The organism is Pelagicoccus sp. SDUM812003, assembly GCF_031127815.1.
Taxonomy (GTDB): domain Bacteria; phylum Verrucomicrobiota; class Verrucomicrobiia; order Opitutales; family Opitutaceae; genus Pelagicoccus.
The window spans coordinates 1-444 of the sequence record NZ_JARXHY010000079.1; the positions used below are offsets into that span (position 1 = coordinate 1).

Consider the following 444-nt stretch of genomic DNA (forward strand, 5'->3'; position numbering starts at 1 on the left):
GCTAACGTGAAGGTGATACGCGAGGGCCTAGGTTGTACGTGGTGAAAGAGTAGGGCAAGATACGTCCTTGCTGCGTCCACAACTCGGGCGCTTGGCTCGAGTTGTATCGACCGACTGGTTAGGTAATTTTTTAGATTCGTTCATATCCAGAATTCGCCAAGTACTCTACTTCTTCGATTCCTTCATTTCGTAAATGCTCGATCGCTTCCGAAATGAAAGAAGTCTCAAGGTCTTCCTTCGTCAGTATTCTTTCTTCTCCTTCATTTTCGATTCGCAAGAAATGTGCTGTTTCGTCGTCGATGTATTTTCGTGCTGTCAGCTTCTTTCCGTTTTCAGTGAACGTGTATATGTCGTATTCGTAGAAATAGTCGTAGTAACCTTCGGAGTCTTTTTCTCCGGCATCTATTTTGTGTTCTTTGGTTACTTTCATTTTCTACCTAACGT

1 protein-coding gene is annotated in these 444 nt (G+C 43.5%); it reads right to left on the bottom strand.

Going from position 1 to position 444, the window contains the following annotated elements:
- Positions 1-130: 130 nt before the first annotated feature.
- On the bottom strand, positions 131-430 hold the full coding sequence (locus tag QEH54_RS22870; protein ID WP_309021053.1) for a hypothetical protein: 300 nt from the start codon (positions 428-430) through the stop codon (positions 131-133).
- Between the last annotated feature and the right edge of the window lie 14 nt (positions 431-444).

Excerpts from the sequence above, each read along its gene's own strand:
- QEH54_RS22870 (WP_309021053.1), bottom strand. The coding sequence starts at position 430 with ATGAAAGTAACCAAAGAACACAAAATAGATGCCGGAGAAAAAGACTCC.